Raw genomic sequence first — 18,832 nt, 5'->3', positions numbered from 1 at the left:
CACGCAATAAACGAATTGTGCAAATTAGCGACAAACTGAATTTTGAAGAGAACTAGCAAAAATTGATTAATTCTCGCGATAACATGGGGTTATCTGAGAATTGTTGAAAAGGTGATCTGTCTCAGAATTAAACAAAAGAGTGAGTGGTTTGAGGGGGTAACTAACTCTAAAGTGGTATTTTACATACACTTACAATTGATTAAAGACAACATTTTCAGTGTGGTTTCTTGTTACAAATTGGGGGGAGCAATGTCATGACAGTATTCGTGTGGTTGCTGTTATGGAAAACAATAAAAGAACCGCCATTGCAGATAATGGCGTCATCTGGATGAGACCCCTATGGCAAGGACAAAATCACGCGTACGCCGTTTCTTCAGCCTGTTATTACCTTTATTATTTATCTCTGCTGTTCACGCTGAACAAACTCCTGTACCCGCAAAGACCGTCACCGTTGAAGCGAAGAATGAAACCTTCGCCCCTCAGCATCCCGATCAATACCTCTCCTGGAAAGCCACGTCTGAGCAATCAGCCCGTGAAGATGCGCTGGCAGAAGATCCGCGTCTGGTGATCCTGTGGGCGGGATATCCATTCTCGCGCGATTACAACAAACCGCGCGGGCACGCGTATGCGGTGACCGATGTACGTGAAACCTTACGTACCGGCGCACCTAAAACGGCAGAAGACGGCCCGCTGCCGATGGCTTGCTGGAGCTGTAAAAGCCCGGACGTGGCGCGTCTGATCCAGAAAGACGGTGAGGATGGTTACTTCCACGGTAAATGGGCGCGCGGCGGTCCGGAAATTGTTAACAACCTCGGTTGTGCAGATTGCCATAACACCGCGTCGCCGGACTTCGCCAAAGGCAAGCCAGAACTGACACTGTCGCGTCCTTACGCTGAGCGCGCGATGGAAGCCATCGGCAAACCGTTTGAGAAAGCCGGTCGCTTTGATCAGCAATCCATGGTCTGCGGCCAGTGCCACGTGGAGTACTACTTCGACGGTAAGAACAAAGCCGTTAAGTTCCCGTGGGATGAGGGTATGAAAGTCGAGAACATGGAGAAATACTACGACACCATCGCCTTCTCTGACTGGACTAACTCTCTGTCTAAAACCCCGATGCTGAAAGCGCAGCACCCGGAATATGAAACCTGGAGCGCGGGCATTCACGGTAAGAACAACGTGACCTGTATCGACTGCCACATGCCGAAAGTGCAAAACGCGGAAGGTAAGATCTATACCGATCACAAGATTGGTAATCCGTTCGATAACTTCGCCCAGACCTGTGCGAACTGCCATACCCAGGACAAAGCGTCCCTGCAAAAAGTGGTCGCCGAGCGTAAACAGGCCATTCATGACCTGAAAATCAAGGTTGAAGATCAACTGGTACATGCGCACTTCGAAGCGAAAGCCGCATGGGATGCGGGTGCGACCGAAGCGGAAATGAAGCCGATTCTGGAAGATATCCGTCACGCACAATGGCGCTGGGACCTGTCTATCGCCTCACACGGTATTCACATGCATGCGCCGGAAGAAGGTCTGCGGATGCTGGGTAGCGCAATGGATAAAGCCGCCGACGCACGTACCAAACTGGTTCGTCTGCTGGCGACCAAAGGCATCACGCATGAAATCCCGTTACCGGATATCTCTACCAAAGAGAAAGCTCAGGCGGCGATTGGTCTGAACATGCAGCAAATCAATGCTGAGAAGCAGGACTTCATCAAAACGGTGATTCCGCAGTGGGAAGAGCAGGCGCGTAAAAACGGTCTGTTAAGCCAATAACCCCATTTCGCCCCGTAAGGGGCGGATAACTCAACGGAGTGAATATGAGCGTATTACGTTCGTTATTAACTGCTGGGGTGCTGGCGTCAGGCCTGTTCTGGAGCCTGAGTGGAATCACTGCCACGCCAACGCCGCAGGAGTCGGATCAACGCTGGACGGTTACTCAGCAGCGTAATCCGGATGCTGCCTGTCTGGATTGTCACAAGCCGGATACCGAAGGCATGCATGGTAAACATGCGCAAGTCATTAACCCGAACAACAAACTGCCGGTCACCTGCACCAACTGTCACGGCCAGCCGTCACCGAACCACCGCGAAGGGGTGAAGGATGTGATGCGCTTTAATGAGCCAATGTACAATGTGGAGCAGCAGAACAGCGTCTGTATGTCCTGTCACCTGCCTGAGCAGTTGCAAAAAGCGTTCTGGCCGCACGATGTCCACGTCACAAAAGTGGCGTGCGCCAGCTGTCACTCACTGCATCCGAAGCAAGACACGATGCAGACGCTAAGCGATAAAGGACGGATCAAGATTTGCGTCGATTGCCACAGCGATCAGCGTAACAATCCGAACTTTAACCCGGCGTCGGTTCCGTTGCTTAAGGAGCATCCATGAGTTGCTCTCGTCGCCAGTTTATCACCGGCGTCGGCGCGCTGGTGGCAGTGAGCGGGACGGCAGGACGCGTTGTGGCGAAGACGCTAAATATCAATGGCGTACGTTACGGAATGGTACACGATGAGTCATTATGCATCGGCTGCACGGCCTGCATGGATGCTTGTCGGGAAGTCAACAACGTACCGGAAGGCGTATCGCGTCTGACGATTATTCGCAGCGAGCCGCAGGGGACGTTTCCTGATGTGAAATATCGCTTTTTCCGCCACTCGTGCCAGCATTGCGACCATGCCCCCTGCGTTGACGTCTGCCCGACGGGGGCATCGTATCGCGATGCCGCCAACGGCATTGTGGATGTGAACCCTGATCTTTGCGTTGGCTGTCAGTACTGTATCGCCGCGTGTCCTTATCGCGTGCGCTTTATCCATCCGGTGAGCAAAACGGCGGATAAATGCGATTTCTGCCGGAAAACCAACCTGAAAGCGGGCAAACAGCCCGCCTGCGTTGAGTCATGCCCGACGAAGGCGCTGACGTTTGGTAATCTGGACGATCCCAACAGCGATATCTCCCGTTTGTTGCAGCAGAAAACCACCTACCGTTACAAGCTGGCGCTGGGCACAAAACCGAAGGTCTACCGCGTTCCCTTTAAATATGGGGAGGTGAGCCAATGACACCCGCTTCTGCATTTCATTTTGAATCACTGGTGTGGGACTGGCCCATCGCCATCTATCTGTTCCTGATTGGCATCTCCGCCGGACTGGTTACGTTGGCGATTCTGCTGCGTCGCTTCCATCCTGAGGCGGGCGGTTCGGACAGCACGCTGCTGCGCACCACGCTGGTGTTAGGGCCGGGGGCGATTATCTTCGGTCTGCTGATTCTGGTATTCCACCTGACGCGGCCATGGACCTTCTGGAAACTGATGTTCCACTACAGCTTCACCTCGGTGATGTCGATGGGGGTCATGCTGTTCCAGTTGTATATGGTAGTACTGGTGCTGTGGTTGGCAAAAATCTTTGAAAAAGAGGTGATTGCCCTGCAACAACGCTGGCTGCCGCGGTTAGGGATCGTGCAGAAAGCGTTGACGCTGATAACGCCGTTTCATCGTGCGCTGGAGACGTTAATGCTGGTGCTGGCGGTTCTGCTTGGGGCGTACACCGGGTTTTTGCTCTCGGCGCTGAAGTCCTACCCGTTCCTGAATAACCCGATCCTGCCGGTACTGTTCCTGTTCTCCGGGATCTCCTCCGGCGCGGCGGTGGCGCTGATCGCCATGGCGTTACGCCATCGTAGCAACCTGCACAGCACTGAAGCGCACTTTGTGCATCGCATGGAGGTCCCGGTGGTATGGCTGGAGATCTTCCTGCTGGCGGCGTTCTTCGTCGGCCTGGCGCTGGGCGATGACGGCAAAATGCGCGCGCTGGCGGCGGCGCTGGGCGGCGGATTCTGGACCTGGTGGTTCTGGCTTGGCGTGGCTGGGCTTGGGCTGATACTGCCGATGCTGCTAAAACCCTGGGCCAACCGCAGTTCGACGTTTCATGGCGTATTGGCAGTCTGCGGCGCCAGCCTGACCGGCGTACTGTTGCTGCGCTTTTTCATTCTCTATGCGGGTCAGCTAACCGTTGCGTAAGGTGATATCTGGACGTTCTCCTTCCTGAAGCCGGTTTTCTGGCACTGTTATTAAGCCTCGGGGTCAACGTGTTGACCCCACTTGCCGTGTTGGTGGGTGTCCGCCAGCGCTGGCAGGGCGTGATGCGCCTGGCAAGCGTGGGCGTATGGACGCAGTTTGCGCTGCTGCTGCTGGCTTTTGCCATTCTGGTATTCTGTTTTCTGACCAGCGACTTTTCGGTGGTCTATGTTGCTCAGCACAGCTACAGCCTGCTGCCGTGGGGATTAAAACTGGCGGCGGTTTGGGGCGGCCATGAAGGGTCGCTGCTGTTGTGGGTGCTCTTTCTTTCCGGCTGGAGCGCGCTGTTCGCTCTGTGCTATCGGCGTGATTCTGATCCACTGTTTCCGCTGACGCTCAGCGTCCTGTCAATGGTGACGGCCCTGTTGCTGCTGTTTGTGGTGGTCTGGTCCGATCCCTTCGTGCGTATTTTCCCGCCTGCTATAGAAGGACGGGACCTTAACCCGATGCTGCAACATCTTGGGTTAATCCTCCACCCGCCGCTGCTGTACCTGGGTTACGGTGGTTTGATGGTAGCCGCGGGCGTGGCGCTGGCCTCGCTGTTGCGCGGTGACTTTAACGCGCAGAGCGCCTGGGTGTGCTGGCGCTGGGCGCTGCCCGGCTGGTGCGCGCTGACGCTGGGGATAATCCTCGGTTCCTGGTGGGCCTACTGCGAGCTGGGCTGGGGGGGGTGGTGGTTCTGGGACCCGGTCGAAAATGCCTCCTTATTACCCTGGCTCTCCGCCAGCGCGTTGCTGCATAGCCTGTACATCACGCGCCAGCGTGGGATCTTCCGCCACTGGTCGCTGCTGCTGGCGATCGTCACGCTGATCTTATCGCTGCTGGGGACGCTGATTGTGCGTTCCGGCATTCTTGTTTCGGTACATGCCTTTGCGTTGGATAACGTGCGCGCCGCGCCGCTGTTTGCGCTGTTTAGCGTATTGAGCCTGGCGTCGCTGGGGTTGTACGCCTGGCGAGGCCAGCAAATTCGCCAGAATGCGCGTTTTGGCGGCTGGTCGCGCGAGATGCTGATTCTGGTCGCGCTATTACTTTTTTGCGCGGTGCTACTGATTGTGCTGATTGGCACGCTCTATCCGATGATTTACGGGTTGTTCGGCTGGGGAAGGCTCTCCGTTGGCGCGCCGTACTTTAACCGCGCCACGCTGCCGTTTGGGCTGCTGATGCTGCTGGTTATCGTGCTGGCAACGATCAGAAGCCGCAAAGTCTCTTTGCGTTGTCAGCTTCCGGCACTGCTGGCGCATGCCGGGGTATTGGTATTTGCGGCTGGGATCGTTTTTTCCAGCGGTAGTCGTCAGGAGATAAGCCTGAATCTGAGCCCCGGGCAGCAGGTCGCGCTTGCGGGCTACATTTTCCGTTTTGAGCGTCTCGACCTGGAAGCCAAAGGCAACTACACCAGTGAAAAAGCGCTGATCACGTTGTGGCAAAATGAGCAGCGTATCGGTAGCCTGCAGCCCGAAAGGCGCTTCTATGCCGCGCGTCGTCAACAGATGATGGAGCCGGGTATCCGCTGGAATCTGATGCATGACTGGTACGCGGTGATGGGCGAAAAAACCGGACCGGACCGTTACGCCATGCGCTTATACGTGCAGACTGGCGTGCGCTGGATTTGGGGAGGAGGATTGTTGATGGTGTTTGGCGCGCTGCTGAGCGCATGGCGAGGGAGGAAGTATCCTGAGTTATTGCCTGATGGCGCTGCGCTTATCAGGCCTACGAGTGAAAAGCAGGGTAGGCCGGATAAGGCGTTCAAGCCGCCATCCGGCAGAACGATGTTACTTGTGGCTTTACTGATTTTTCTCCCTTTTGCCACCCATGCCCAGGTGGTGGACACATGGACGTTTGCCAACCCGCAGCAGCAGGAGAAAGCGCTGTCTATTGCCAGTCAGTTGCGCTGTCCGCAGTGTCAGAACCAGAACTTGCTGGAATCCAATGCGCCCGTGGCAGTCAGTATGCGCCATCAGGTTTACAGCATGGTTGCTGAAGGTAAAGGCGAAGCGGAAATCACCGCCTGGATGACCGAGCGTTACGGTGATTTCGTGCGCTACAACCCGCCGTTGAATGAGCAAACGCTGCTGTTGTGGGCGCTGCCGTGCCTGCTGTTATTGCTGGTGGGCGTGGTGGTCTGGCAGGTGAGGAAGCGTCAGCACGCAGAAGAGGATGAGCAATGAGCCAGGCCGAACATTCCACTGCGCCGTTACGTCCCATGCCCGTGAAGCGGCTGGCTGCTGCGGTGGTGCTGATGGTGATGGCCTGCATCGGCGGTTACCTGTTAACGCCAAAATGGCAGGCGGCACGTCAGGAGCAGGCGCGTCTGGCAGACCCCTTACATGCTTTTTCTGATGAAAATATTCAGGAAAAACAGCTATTTTCTCTGCAATCGCAAATTCGTGCGAATCCGCAGGACGCAGTGAAATGGGCGCAACTGGGTGAGTACTATCTGTGGCAAAACGCGTATCATAATGCGCTGCTGGCCTACGAGCAGGCGCTGCGTATACGCGGTGAAAACGCCGAAATCTATTCCGCGCTGGCGACGGTGCTGTACTATCAGGCCGGGCAACATATGACGCCGCCCACCCGCGAGATGATTGATAAGGCTCTGGCGCTGGACCCGACAGAGGTCACTGCGCTGATGCTGTTAGCTTCCGATGCGTTTATGCAGGCAGACTACGCTCAGGCTATCTCAGTGTGGCAAAAGGTTATGGATTTAAACTCGCCGAGGGTGAATCGGGCACAGCTCATTGACTCTATTAATATGGCGAAGTTGTTGCAGAATCGGCAAAAATAAATTTGTTTTATTTGTGATTTGTATCATTTTGCCTGTTTAAAAAACAGGCAAACGAACAAGCGAGCAAAAAAAACTCATGCCCTGACTTCTTCATTTTTGAACATATTAAAATTCTTTTATAACAAAAAGTTATTCATCATTACCCCGATAAAATTGCATTTTTATGCAAATAATCAGCGAAAGGCCCTGTTCTCAGAGGGTTGCGCTGAATGCCATGCAGATGATAATGATAATAAGCGTTAAAAAACTCCATAAACGAACGCAACACAAATCATACCCTTTCAGTATGTACTATTCCCACACGCTGCATGTGGAATAGCGCTTCATCGAGGAAGTCCGTTGTTATGAAAAATTTGAAAGTCAGCCTGGCATGGCAGATTCTAATCGCTATGGTGCTGGGCATTCTGCTAGGGAGTTACCTGCATTACCATAGTGACAGCCGTGAATGGCTGATTGTAAACCTGCTGTCTCCGGCGGGCGATATCTTTATCCACCTGATCAAAATGATCGTCGTGCCGATTGTCATCTCTACGTTGATTGTCGGCATAGCCGGGGTGGGCGATGCCAAACAGCTGGGCCGTATTGGCGCCAAAACGATTATCTATTTCGAAGTGATCACCACCGTGGCGATTATCCTTGGTATCACGCTGGCGAATGTGTTCCAGCCCGGTACCGGGGTTGATATGTCGCAGCTGGCAACCGTCGATATTTCGAAATATCAGAGCACCACCGCAGAAGTACAGAGCCACGCGCATGGCCTGATGGGCACGATTTTGTCACTGGTGCCGACCAACATCGTCGCGTCGATGGCAAAAGGCGACATGCTGCCGATTATCTTCTTCTCGGTACTGTTTGGTTTAGGTCTGTCTTCTCTGCCGGCAACTCACCGCGAGCCGCTGGTTACCGTGTTCCGCTCGATCTCCGAAACCATGTTTAAAGTGACGCATATGGTGATGCGTTACGCGCCAGTCGGGGTTTTTGCGTTGATCGCCGTTACCGTTGCGAACTTCGGTTTTGCCTCCCTGTGGCCGCTGGCGAAGCTGGTGCTGTTGGTGCATTTCGCCATCCTTTTCTTCGCGCTGGTGGTGCTGGGGATCGTCGCGCGCATCTGCGGTTTGAGCATCTGGATCCTGATCCGCATTCTGAAAGACGAGCTGATTCTGGCCTACTCGACCGCCAGTTCTGAGAGCGTGCTGCCGCGTATTATTGAGAAGATGGAAGCCTACGGCGCGCCGGCGTCAATCACCAGCTTTGTGGTGCCGACCGGTTACTCATTCAACCTTGATGGCTCAACGCTGTACCAGAGTATCGCCGCTATCTTTATTGCTCAACTGTACGGTATCGATCTGTCGCTGTGGCAGGAAATCGTGCTGGTGCTGACGCTGATGGTGACCTCAAAAGGGATTGCGGGCGTGCCGGGCGTATCGTTTGTGGTATTGCTGGCAACGCTTGGCAGCGTGGGGATCCCGCTGGAAGGTCTGGCGTTTATTGCCGGTGTTGACCGTATCCTCGATATGGCGCGTACTGCGCTGAACGTGGTGGGTAATGCGCTGGCCGTGCTGGTTATCGCCAAGTGGGAACACAAATTTGACCGCAAGAAAGCGCTGGCCTATGAGCGCGACGTGCTGGGCAAATTTGATAAGACTGCTAATCAGTAATTAATGACAGATTGCCGGATGGCGCTTGCGCCGCCATCCGGCAATGCAAACCATTAGCCGTTGGCTAACTTATCAAACTCTTCGCAGCCGGTATCGAATCCTTCCATACAGCTCAGATTCAACCAGTGCAGCGCTTTCTGTTTATTCTTCTCGATAAAACCCTGCTCGCCGTTTAAGAACATCATCCCGGCCCAGTATTCGGAATACCCGGTGCGGGAAATGGCTGAACTACGCTTGAAATACCACGTCGCTTTCTCATCGTCAGCAGGAATACCGACGCCGTTGGCGTAAATCAGTCCGAGCAGCATTTGCGCGTCGACGGCGGAGTCATTTTCCAGATCCTCGGAGGCGTTTTGCAGCAAGGTAATGGCTTTGGGGTAATCGGTGCGGCCTGCCTGGGTGTTCACCAGAATACGCGCCAGCGTAATTTCCCCGGCCTTACTGCCCGCCTGCGTCGCTTTTTCCGCCAGCGTTTTGGCCTGAGGGTAATCCAGACTGACCGGGTTGGTTATCTTAATTTGCGCCAGCAAAGCATATGCATCCGCATCACCGTTGTCGGCGGCTTTTTGCGCCCAGTATTCGGCTTTGCTTAAATCGCCTGAACTGAACCAGGTATCGGCGAGGAAATACTGCGCGCGTCGGTCACCTGCCTCTGCTGCCTGTAGATACTGGCTTCCGGGTTCAGTATCACTGGCATGGGCAAAGAATGTCACGAAGAACATCAATGCAAGAAGTTGTTTCATTTTGAGTTTTATTTAGGGTACGGAGTAGACAGTATAAAGAGATCGCGTGCATAAAAAAACGGCCTCCGAATGGAGGCCGTAGGCTCAGGCTTAACCCATCGCGCTTTCGCGCAGGCTGGCTTTCAGCTTGGTGTACTCATCAATAACATACTGTTCGGCAGCGCGCTGATCGGCAATGCGTTCAACGTTAACGGCACAGTATTTATACTCCGGCGTTTTGGTAATCGGGCTTAAGTTCTCGGTTACCAGTTCATTACATGCCCCAATCCACCACTGGTAGGTCATGTAAATCGCGCCTTTGTTTGGACGATCGCTGACTGCCGCGCGGGTAATAACCCGGCCTTTACGTGAGTTAACCCACACCAGATCTTCATCCTGAATACCCAGACGCTCTGCGTCAGCGGTGTTGATCTGGGCATAGCCCGGCTCATCCGCCAGCGCGGCCAGCGCCGCACAGTTACCGGTCATCGAACGGCAAGAGTAGTGGCCGACTTCACGCACCGTCGACAGTACCATCGGGTACTCTGGGGTGAGTTTGTCGATTGGCGCTACCCAGTCGCAGGTGAAGAACTGCGCCAGGCCGTTCGGGGTGTCAAACTTCTCTTTGAAGAGGTAAGACGTACCCTGGTCGGCATCTGAGGTGTCGCGGCAAGGCCACTGGATATAACCCAGTTCGCCCATTTTCTCGTAAGTGGCGCCGTAGAAATCCGGGCACAGATGACGCAACTCGTCCCAGATTTCCTGGGTGTTGTTGTAGTGCATCGGGTAGCCCATACGGGTGGCGATTTCACTGATAATCTGCCAGTCCGTTTTCAGATCCCACTTCGGCTCAACGGCTTTAAAGAAGCGCTGGAAGCCACGGTCCGCCGCAGAGAAGACGCCTTCATGCTCGCCCCATGACGTAGACGGTAAAATAACGTCTGCGGCAGCGGCGGTTTTGGTCATGAAGATATCCTGCACGATGACCAGTTCCAGATCCTCAAAGCCTTTGCGCACTGCGGAGAGCTCAGCATCGGTCTGTAATGGATCTTCACCCATAATGTACGCCGCGCGCACTTCGCCATGCGCCGCACGGTGCGGCAGTTCGCTGATGCGATAGCCGGTATGCGCAGGCAGGCTTTCCACGCCCCAGGCTTTAGCGAATTTCTCGCGGTTTTCCGGGAATTTCACGTACTGATAGCCCGGATAGGTATCCGGCAGCGCGCCCATGTCGCATGCGCCCTGAACGTTGTTCTGGCCACGAACCGGGTTAACGCCTACGCTTGGCTTACCGAGGTTACCGGTCAGCATCGCGAGGCTGGTCAGTGAACGCACGGTTTCCACACCCTGATAGAACTGGGTCACACCCATGCCCCACAGAATTGCCGCGCTTTTCGCCGTGGCGTACATACGTGCAGCCTGACGAATATCGTGCGCGCTAACGCCCGTGATATCTTCGACGGACTCCGGCGTATAGCCTTCGACAATCTTGCTGTACTCTTCGAATCCTTCCGTACGGGAGGCGACGAACGCCTGGTCGTACAGTTTTTCTTCGATGATGACATGCCCCATGGCGTTGAGCAGCGCGATGTTCGAGCCGTTTTTCAACGCGATGTGCATGTCGGCAATACGCGCGGTTTCAATTTTGCGCGGATCGCAGACGATAATTTTCGCCCCGTTACGTTTAGCGTTAATCACGTGATTCGCCACGATCGGGTGGGAATCCGCCGGGTTATACCCGAAGATGAACACTAAATCCGTGTTATCAATTTCATTGATAGCATTACTCATTGCGCCGTTACCGACCGATTGGTGCAGACCTGCAACCGAAGGGCCGTGTCAGACGCGAGCGCAGCAGTCGACGTTATTGGTACCAATAACGGCGCGCGCGAATTTTTGCATTACATAGTTGGTTTCGTTACCTGTACCGCGAGATGAACCGGTCGTCTGAATAGCGTCCGGGCCGTACTTCGCTTTGATGGCGCTCAGGCGATCGGCGACGTAATTCAGCGCTTCATCCCAGGAAACAGATTCCAGTTTGCCGCCACGCTGGCGACGGATCATTGGGGTTTTCAGACGAGGGGTCAGGATCTGGGTATCATTAATAAAATCCCAGCCATAGTAGCCCTTCAGACACAGGGTACCCTGGTTGGTTTTCCCCTGCGCCGCCTCAGCCCGGACGATTTTGCCGTTATCGACCACCAGGTTGATTTTGCAACCTGATGCGCAATATGGGCAAACCGTGACGACTTTTTTCATCGGTCTCGCTCCAGTTAATCAAATCGCGCATACGCGCTTGTCGCTTTGCTTATGCATCTTTTATGCCATGTTTTTTTCAGGGGCATTAGTCGATATTACGGGCGATTTTTGGTCAAAACTCTGACGAAAAACAGGCTGTCGTCATATTTGACGTGACGAATCTCCAATACGTGACGGTCCGGCAGTGTGACCGAGGTTATGTTTCCCGCATATCCTTGTGCCTTATCGCTGTCACTCTGTGCAGAATCAATCACACTCATTTAAGTTGGCCAGAAATGGGGAAAAACAATGAAGCCAGCCATACTGGTTGTGGATGATGACGAGGCTGTCTGCACGCTATTACAGGATGTGCTGAGCGAGCACGTCTTTGCAGTGAGCGCGTGCCATAGCGGACAGGAGGCGCTGCGCTGCATTGAGACTCAGCCGGATATTGCTCTGGTATTGCTGGACATGATGTTGCCCGATATCAACGGTCTGATGGTGCTGCAGCAGGTGCAAAAGATGAGGCCCGGATTACCGGTAGTCATGCTGACGGGCTTAGGTAGTGAGTCGGATGTGGTGGTCGGGCTGGAAATGGGCGCTGACGACTATATTGGGAAACCGTTCAATGCGCGGGTGCTGGTGGCACGGGTAAAGGCGGTGCTCAGACGCGTGGGCGTGTTGACGCCTGAAAGCGGCAGCCCGCAAACCACGGGGCTTTCCTTTAATGGCTGGCATCTGGATACCGCCGGTTGCCAGTTACATAATCCTCAGCAACTGAAGGTGGAACTGACGCAGGGTGAGTACAGCCTGCTGCTGGCGCTGGCGCAAAACGCTCGTCGGGTGCTCAGCCGCGAGCAATTGCTGGAACTGACGCGCAGCGACAGCGTTGAGGTATTTGACCGCACCATTGATGTGTTAATCATGCGGCTGCGGCGCAAAATAGAGAACAACCCGCACCAGCCAATGCTGATCAAAACCCTGCGCGGGCTGGGCTATGTGTTTGCCGCCGATGTGCAGCATCACGATAAGGCGGCGTGAGCGTCAGCCATCAGCCATAGTCGCTTTTAACTCTGCCAGCGTTTTCGCGCCATCTATCGCGTTGGCGCACAGCAGGCTTGCGCGCGCACAGGCGTGTGCCAGTCTGATGCTGTCTGCCAGCGACCAGCGCTCATGACAGCCATACAAAAATCCGGCGCAAAACGCATCTCCTGCGCCGACGCTGCCGACAATCTCTTCTTGCGCCAGTAACTGTGACGGTATCCAGATGCCGGCTCGATCCGGTTCTTCACCCCAGGCGCCTTCCGGACAGTGAATCACCACCCGCTGGCGCACGCCTGCATCCAGCAGTTCGCGCGCGGCGGTAGCGATATGGGGAATATGCAGCTCGCCGTTGGGCTGGCGAATCTCCAGCCCGCTGAACTCTCCGGCCTCCAGCTCGTTAATCACCAGATAGTCGAGATGGCGCAGGGCCGGCATCACCAGAGGCTGGTAGCGCGGGTCGCCCTTACGCGACACCAGATCCAGGGACGTTTCAAAGCCGTTGTCGCGCATTTGCGCCAGCAGCCGTGCGCTACGCGTCCCGTACTCCTCATCCGGCATGTCCAGACTGTCGAGCAGCAGCAGATAGCCAAGATGGAAGATTTTCATCGAGGTATCCAGTTGCTCAAAGGCGGGTAAGTCCAGTAGTCGATTGGCGCCGGGCGAGTGAAAAAAGGTTCGCTGCCCGCTGGGGTCGGTCATCACCTGCGACATCGACGTGGGGGCGAATGTGGTGCGCTGCACATGCTGGCGATTAACGTGATACTGCTCCAGCATCGCCATGATGTAGTCGCCGTCGCTGTCCTGACCGATTAACCCCACCGCCTGCAGCGGCAATCCGGTGTGCATTTTCGCCAGCGTCAGCAGCACGTTCAGCGGCGCACCACCCGTGGCGCGTTCGCTTCGAGTGATTTCCGCCAGCCAGCCGCGTTCCGGCCATTGCACAATTTGATGGACATGATCGACCAGCATGTTGCCTGCGGCGATAACGCCTTTGCGTTCCATCAGACCTGCCCCGCGCTGCCAAAAATGCGCATTTGTTCTGAAACGGTATCGGTAATGGCCTCTTCAATAGCCAGCAGCAGTTCGGCAAACTCGTCGTACAGCGGCTGGCGATTGGCCATCCGTGACTCTACCGCTGTCAGCGCCGCCTGCGACATGCCGGTGTAGAAGTTGATTTTGTGAATACCGAGTTCAATTGCGCGCTTGAAATCGTCATTGCTGATGCCGGAGCCGCCGTGCAGTACCAGCGGGATCGCCGCCTGCTGGCGAATAGCGTCCAGACGCGGGAAGTCGAGCACCGGTTCGCCTTTATATTTGCCGTGCGCATTGCCAATGGCGACCGCCAGCGCGTCAATTCCGGTTCTGTCGACGAAATCACGCGCCATCATCGGGTCGGTAAACAACGATTCGTCAGCATGACCGTACAGCGCGCCGCCTTCATCGCCACCCACTGCGCCCAGTTCGGCTTCCACCGAGACGCCGATGGCGTGGCACATCTTCACCACTTCGCGGGTCTGGCGGATATTTTCTTCATACTCCAGCGTGGAGCCATCGAACATCACTGAACTGAAACCTAAGCGTAGCGCCCGCACCACTGACTCAAAGTGCAGGCCGTGGTCAAGGTTCAGCACCACCGGAATGTCGTGCCTGGCGGCTTCAAATTTGACCGCTTCGACCAGAGAATCCAGCGAGATATATTTAAAATGTACTTCGGCGATGTTGATAATGAACGGCGAACGTTCCTGTTTAGCCGCGGCAAACAGGGCGCGCAGGAAATGTGAGTCCAGAACGTTAAACGCGCCTAAAGCATAGCGGTGCTCGCGGGCATGGGCCAGGCCATCGGCGAGGGATATTAACGGCATAATGCGCTCCTTGGTTAGCGGAACAGGCGATACTCGTTACACAGCACCAGCTGCGCCGGTTCATCTTCTTCAATGTCGTTATAACGGGTGATAGGTTGCAGAAAATGGTTATCGTGGTCGTCGTCATTAACAGATGAGACCTCGCCAACCAGCACGTCGCCAAAACCTTTTTCCGCCCAGAAGCTGTGATACAGGCCCGGCGGCAGGCAGATGCTCTCCCCCGGCGTCAGGCGTAGTTGGCTGCCCGCGGCATGGGTTTGCCGACAGCCATCAATCACCACGTTCACGTCGCTATCCTCTGTTTGCTCCCGGAGCCCCGCATTCCACAGTTCCACAATTAAATTACCGCCGCCACGATTGATAATGTCTTCGCGTTTGCGCCAGTGAAAATGCATCGGCGTGACCTGCGCCTCGCGAACATGCATGATTTTCTCGGCGTAGCATTTCTCGTAAGGCATACCTTTCGGCGAGCCATTACGCAGGGTGAACAGCGTTAACCCTTGCGCGGCGAAATTGTTGCCGCCAAATGCGGTGACATCCCAACCGAGCTTAAGGTCGAAAACTTCGCTCCAGGCAGAGGCATCAAGCTTGCGCCATTGGGTCGGCGGGAAACTGGCGAAAGGGGGGAGGTGCACATCGTGCAGAGAAAAAAACTGGCGCGTGTGGCCAAGGATTTCGTTTATTGCGGAGCGTTTCATCGCAGAATTCTCCTTAGAATAATGCCGGATGGCGCTGCACTTCTCCGGCCTACAAATTGATACCGATCTTGTAGGCCGGAGAAGGCATTTTGCCGCTATCCGGCGTTGCTGTGGCGGGTTATTTCACCGTCCAACCTTTATAATTGGCAACGTTGTTTTTATCGATCATTGTTACCGGGATCAGCACGGGCTCTTTTGGGGCGGGTTTCCCCTGCAGTATGTCATAGCCGATTTCGACCGCTTTGGCAGCCATCACCTGCGGATCTTGTGCTGGCGTCGCCACAAATAATGAGTTTTCGCGCTTCAGCGCCTCTTCACCGTCTGGCGATCCGTCGACGCCGACAATAAAGAATTCGTTACGCTGCGCCTGTTTTGCCGCCAGATCGGCACCGATCGCCGTGGGATCGTTAATGGCGAATACACCGTCGATCTTCGGATTTGCCGCCAGCAGCGCGGTCATGATCTCCAGCCCGCCCTCGCGGCTGCCTTTGGCGTTTTGGTTATACGACAGCACTTTGATGTCCGGATGGCGTTTGAACTCGGTCTGGCAACCTTCCACACGGTTCTGGACGGCGGAAACCGGCGGTCCGTTGATGATGACGACGTTGCCTTTCCCTTTCAGACGGTCGGTAATGTATTTGCAGGCCATTTCACCCGCCTGAGTGTTATCGGAGGTGATGGTCGCGTCTGCGCCTTCCGCCGCCACGTCAACGGCTACCACCACAATCCCGGCGTCTTTCGCGCGTTTTACCGCCGGACCGATGCCTTTGGAGTCCGCGGCGTTAAGGATGATCATGTCGACTTTGGCGGCAATAAAGTTGTCGATCTGCGACACCTGTTGCCCGAGATCGTAGCCGCTGGAGACCAGCGTCACTTTGACGCTATCACCCGCCAGCTTTCGTGCTTCCAGCTCCGCGCCTTTGGTTATTTGCACGAAGAACGGGTTCGCCAGGTCGCCCACCGTAACGCCGATCGATTTCAGTTCTTTTGCCTGCACAAACGGAGCTGCAGCAAGCAGTGCGCCAGCACAGAGCGCGGTCACTAATGGCTTCAAACGCATACTCGTTTCCTCACGTAGGGTATTGTTGTTATACGCCTGATGGCGCTGCGCTTATCAGGCCTGCGAAGGGGTAGGCCAGTAAGCTTGTCTATGCACTTTGATGATGTCGGGTACGGTATTTGTCGATCAGCACCGCTATGATGATCACCGCCCCTTTGATCACCAGTTGCCAGAAATAGGAGACGCCCATCAGCGTCATGCCGTTGTTGAGCGTAGCGATGATCAGCGCCCCCACCAGCGTGCCGGTGATGGTGCCGATCCCGCCGACAAAGCTGGTGCCGCCGAGGATTACCGCCGCGATGGCGTCCAGCTCGTAACCCATACCTAAGTTGCCGTTGGCGCTGTACAGCCGCGAGGCGCTCATCACCCCGCCCAGACCTGAAAGCAAACCGCTGATGCCGTAGACGAACAGCAGCACCAGCCACACTTTGATCCCGGTTAAGCGTGCGGCCTGCATGTTGCCGCCGACCGCGTAGATATGAACGCCGAGCGTGGTGCGGCGCAGAATAAACCAGCACACCACCACCACCGCCAGCGCAATGACTACCAGCCACGGAACCGGGCCGAGATAGTTGTTGCCGATCCATTCAAAACTGATGTTGGAGTTAATCACCGTGGTGCCATCGGCCAACAGATAGGCCGCGCCGCGCAGCGCGGTATAGGTTCCAAGCGTGACGATAAACGGCGGAAGCCCGGCAAAAGCCACCAGCGCACCGTTAAACAGCCCCAGCACCAGGCCGAGCATCAGCGCCGCCGGAATCGACAGCATGGCAAACTCAGGAATAAGAGAAACGACCATCGCCGCAACGGCGGTGGTGCCGAGAATCGAGCCAACTGAGAGATCGATCCCGCCGGTCAAAATGATGAAGGTCATGCCAGCCGCCAGCACGATGTTGATCGAGGCCTGGCGGGTAATATTCAGCAGGTTGCTTTCGGTGAAAAAGTTGGGCGCGATAAAGCCAAATACCGCCACAATCAGGATCAAAATCGGCAAGATACCGACTGTTTGCATCAGATCGCTCATCAGCATCTTTTTTGCGGTGGTGGATTTCGCCACCTGCTGGGGAGTGGTTGGATTATTCATGGGGCACCGCCTGATGATGGGAGTCGTTCACGCCGGTCGCCAGCGTCATAATATTTTCCTGGGTAATACTTTGTCCGTTCAGCTCGCCGGCAATGCTGCCTTCGCGCATGACGTACACGCGATCGCTCATGCCAACGACTTCCGGCAATTCGCTGGAGATCATCAGGATCGCCACGCCTTTGCGCGCCATGTCGTTCATGATCCGGTAGATCTCGCTTTTCGCGCCAACGTCTACCCCGCGCGTGGGTTCATCGAGGATCAAAATGCGTGGGCCGATCGCCACCCAGCGCGAGATCAACAATTTTTGCTGATTACCGCCGGACAGCCCACCTGCGCGTACCTGCGCGTGCGGAACGCGAATGTTGAGCAGTTTGATAGCGTCATCGGAAATGGCCTGCGCCTTTTTGCGATCGAGCATACCCCAGTTGGCATCGCGCTCCAGCGTCGCCATGGTGATGTTCTCTGCTGCCGCCAGTTCTAAAAACAGCCCCTGTTCTTTGCGGTTCTCGGTCAGAAAGCCGATGCCGTGATCAATCGCCTCGCGCGGGGAGTGGATCACCACCGGTTCACCGTCTACTTCAATCATGCCGCCGACGGCTTTACGCACGCCAAAAATCAGTTGCGCCAGTTCGGAGCGCCCGGCGCCAACTAACCCGGCGAGGCCGACGATCTCCCCGGAGCGCACCAACAAGCTGCACGGCTGGACTTTATGACCGTCGGTCAGGTGGTGGACGTTGAGGCGCGCTTTACCTAAGGGAATATCGCGCTCTTTGTTGAACAGATCGCTTAGCGGACGGCCCACCATCATGCGCACCAGTTCAGGGGCGTTGAGCTTGTCGCGGGTCAGGCTACCGACGTATTGCCCGTCGCGCAGGACGCTGACGCGATCGGAAAGTTCGTACACTTCGGCCATGCGGTGGCTGATGTAAATAATCGCCATCCCTTCATCGCGCAGGCGCATGATCAGTTCAAACAGGCGGTGGGTTTCACGTGAGGAGAGGGCGGCGGTGGGTTCATCCATCACCAGAATGCGGCTGTTACGGTGCAGAGCGCGGGCGATTTCCACCTGCTGCTGTTCGGCGATAGTCAACGTCATCACGCGATCGCTGGCCTTAAACTGGGCGCCGAGTCGGTCGATGACTTTCTGCGACTGCAGCACCATCTCTTTACGCTGGACCAGACCGCCGCGCGACAGCTCGCTGCCAAGAAAGATATTTTCCGCCACCGTCAGGTTGGGCGCCAGCTGCATCTCCTGGTAAATCAGCGTGATGCCCGCGCTGAGCGCATCTTTTGGTCCACGAATGTGGAACGGCTGACCATCAATCAGGATCTCGCCGCTGGTGGCGGTGTAGGCGCCCGCGAGGATTTTCATCAGCGTGCTTTTCCCCGCGCCATTCTCGCCCATCAGGGCATGAATCTCCCCCGGCCAGACGGTTAAATCGACCCCTTTCAGCGCGTAAAATTTGCCAAACGCTTTGGCAATGTTGCGCATCTCCAGAACCGGTGTCCTGCTCATAGCGGATCTCCTGTGGGGTGGCCGATATCAGCAGTCCATCACAGGAATGTAAATGCAAAATGTCAGAAGCCGTTCATATTTGTCATATTGCGATTTTTCTTCA

Annotated in this window: 16 protein-coding genes; 8 read left to right on the top strand and 8 right to left on the bottom strand. The window is 55.5% G+C overall.

The window, feature by feature from the left end:
• Window positions 1-339: 339 nt before the first annotated feature.
• The 7 genes from nrfA (at window position 340) to gltP (ending at window position 8,505) form a co-directional block, all read left to right on the top strand.
• Entirely contained in the window at window positions 340-1,776 is a 1,437-nt protein-coding gene (gene nrfA / locus FDX09_RS14530) for an ammonia-forming nitrite reductase cytochrome c552 subunit (protein ID WP_038636304.1), read from the top strand.
• 44 nt (window positions 1,777-1,820) lie between these two features.
• The gene (gene nrfB, locus FDX09_RS14525) at window positions 1,821-2,387 is read left to right on the top strand and encodes a cytochrome c nitrite reductase pentaheme subunit (RefSeq protein WP_038636307.1); all 567 of its coding nucleotides are present in this window, start codon (window positions 1,821-1,823) and stop codon (window positions 2,385-2,387) included.
• Window positions 2,384-3,055, top strand: coding sequence for a cytochrome c nitrite reductase Fe-S protein (nrfC, locus tag FDX09_RS14520; protein WP_038636309.1), 672 nt, complete (start codon window positions 2,384-2,386; stop codon window positions 3,053-3,055). Before nrfB ends, nrfC begins: the two co-directional genes overlap by 4 nt.
• On the top strand, window positions 3,052-4,008 hold the full coding sequence (gene nrfD, locus FDX09_RS14515) for a cytochrome c nitrite reductase subunit NrfD (protein ID WP_137347419.1): 957 nt from the start codon (window positions 3,052-3,054) through the stop codon (window positions 4,006-4,008). The genes nrfC and nrfD overlap by 4 nt, the downstream gene beginning before the upstream one ends.
• Before the next feature lie 8 nt (window positions 4,009-4,016).
• Window positions 4,017-6,230 carry a heme lyase NrfEFG subunit NrfF gene (gene nrfF, locus FDX09_RS14510; RefSeq protein ID WP_137347418.1) on the top strand — a complete coding sequence of 738 codons (2,214 nt, stop codon included), beginning with the start codon at window positions 4,017-4,019 and terminating at the stop codon, window positions 6,228-6,230.
• Window positions 6,227-6,847, top strand: coding sequence for a heme lyase NrfEFG subunit NrfG (nrfG, locus tag FDX09_RS14505; protein WP_137347417.1), 621 nt, complete (start codon window positions 6,227-6,229; stop codon window positions 6,845-6,847). The genes nrfF and nrfG overlap by 4 nt, the downstream gene beginning before the upstream one ends.
• 344 nt (window positions 6,848-7,191) lie before the next feature.
• Window positions 7,192-8,505, top strand: coding sequence for a glutamate/aspartate:proton symporter GltP (gene gltP / locus FDX09_RS14500; RefSeq protein WP_038636320.1), 1,314 nt, complete (start codon window positions 7,192-7,194; stop codon window positions 8,503-8,505).
• A gap of 53 nt (window positions 8,506-8,558) precedes the next feature.
• On the opposite strand, the gene yjcO is transcribed toward gltP, so the two are convergent.
• A complete protein-coding gene (yjcO, locus tag FDX09_RS14495; RefSeq protein WP_038636323.1) occupies window positions 8,559-9,248 on the bottom strand; it encodes a Sel1 family TPR-like repeat protein YjcO in 690 nt (229 codons plus the stop codon).
• Between the two features lie 90 nt (window positions 9,249-9,338).
• Window positions 9,339-11,486, bottom strand: a complete 2,148-nt coding sequence (gene fdhF, locus FDX09_RS14490) for a formate dehydrogenase subunit alpha (RefSeq protein ID WP_079225655.1) — start codon at window positions 11,484-11,486, stop codon at window positions 9,339-9,341.
• Between the two features lie 288 nt (window positions 11,487-11,774).
• Here fdhF and FDX09_RS14485 point away from each other — a divergent pair, with 288 nt between their 5' ends.
• Window positions 11,775-12,506 (top strand): response regulator transcription factor, encoded by a 732-nt coding sequence (locus tag FDX09_RS14485; RefSeq protein ID WP_042312951.1) that lies wholly within the window; start codon window positions 11,775-11,777, stop codon window positions 12,504-12,506.
• A gap of 3 nt (window positions 12,507-12,509) precedes the next feature.
• On the opposite strand, the gene FDX09_RS14480 is transcribed toward FDX09_RS14485, so the two are convergent.
• The 6 genes from FDX09_RS14480 to FDX09_RS14455 form a co-directional block, all read right to left on the bottom strand.
• Window positions 12,510-13,514, bottom strand: a complete 1,005-nt coding sequence (locus FDX09_RS14480; RefSeq protein ID WP_121529848.1) for a carbohydrate kinase family protein — start codon at window positions 13,512-13,514, stop codon at window positions 12,510-12,512.
• The gene (locus FDX09_RS14475) at window positions 13,511-14,371 is read right to left on the bottom strand and encodes a ketose 1,6-bisphosphate aldolase (protein ID WP_110496213.1); all 861 of its coding nucleotides are present in this window, start codon (window positions 14,369-14,371) and stop codon (window positions 13,511-13,513) included. The genes FDX09_RS14480 and FDX09_RS14475 overlap by 4 nt, the downstream gene beginning before the upstream one ends.
• 14 nt (window positions 14,372-14,385) lie before the next feature.
• On the bottom strand, window positions 14,386-15,069 hold the full coding sequence (locus FDX09_RS14470) for a D-lyxose/D-mannose family sugar isomerase (protein WP_085049648.1): 684 nt from the start codon (window positions 15,067-15,069) through the stop codon (window positions 14,386-14,388).
• A gap of 118 nt (window positions 15,070-15,187) precedes the next feature.
• Window positions 15,188-16,129 carry an ABC transporter substrate-binding protein gene (locus tag FDX09_RS14465; RefSeq protein WP_042312943.1) on the bottom strand — a complete coding sequence of 314 codons (942 nt, stop codon included), beginning with the start codon at window positions 16,127-16,129 and terminating at the stop codon, window positions 15,188-15,190.
• A gap of 88 nt (window positions 16,130-16,217) precedes the next feature.
• Window positions 16,218-17,213, bottom strand: a complete 996-nt coding sequence (locus FDX09_RS14460) for a ribose ABC transporter permease (RefSeq protein ID WP_038636347.1) — start codon at window positions 17,211-17,213, stop codon at window positions 16,218-16,220.
• Window positions 17,206-18,729 (bottom strand): sugar ABC transporter ATP-binding protein, encoded by a 1,524-nt coding sequence (locus tag FDX09_RS14455; RefSeq protein WP_069325124.1) that lies wholly within the window; start codon window positions 18,727-18,729, stop codon window positions 17,206-17,208. Before FDX09_RS14455 ends, FDX09_RS14460 begins: the two co-directional genes overlap by 8 nt.
• Between the last annotated feature and the right edge of the window lie 103 nt (window positions 18,730-18,832).

This window comes from Citrobacter sp. wls717, from assembly GCF_005280955.1.
GTDB classification, from domain to species: Bacteria; Pseudomonadota; Gammaproteobacteria; order Enterobacterales; family Enterobacteriaceae; genus Citrobacter; species Citrobacter werkmanii.
Note: the sequence above shows the minus strand (reverse complement) of the source record. Positions and strands in the feature narration are given on the sequence as shown.